This window comes from Flagellimonas lutimaris (assembly GCF_051494225.1).
GTDB lineage: Bacteria > Bacteroidota > Bacteroidia > Flavobacteriales > Flavobacteriaceae > Flagellimonas > Flagellimonas lutimaris_A.
This window is the reverse complement of record NZ_JBNPYE010000037.1, coordinates 1-327: the sequence shown is the minus strand read 5'-3', so window position 1 is coordinate 327 and position 327 is coordinate 1. Positions and strand designations below refer to the sequence as shown.

Sequence of the window (327 nt, the reverse complement as noted above, 5' to 3'; positions counted from 1 at the left end):
ATGGTGGGACCATAACTGTTGATAATGATGGTGTTGATAATGTTGACGATGCGGACGCGGACCCTACGAACGAACTTTCGGATGTAGCCTTGACGGGCACGACCTTGGAACTGACCAATGCCGCTGCGGGGGCCACGGGGGTTGACCTTGACGGCACCTTTGCGACGGACGCGGAGCTTGCCGCCCTTGATACGGACGACGCGGACGCGGACCCTACGAACGAACTTTCGGATGTAGCCTTGACGGGCACGACCTTGGAACTGACCAATGCCGCTGCCGGGGCCACGGGAGTGGACCTTGACGGGACCTTTGCGACGGACGCGGAGC

Annotated in this window: 1 protein-coding gene; it reads left to right on the top strand. The window is 60.9% G+C overall.

The features are described from left to right. Positions 1-327: hypothetical protein (locus ACQQ5U_RS19435; protein ID WP_437400126.1), on the top strand; the 327-nt coding region annotated here is incomplete at both ends.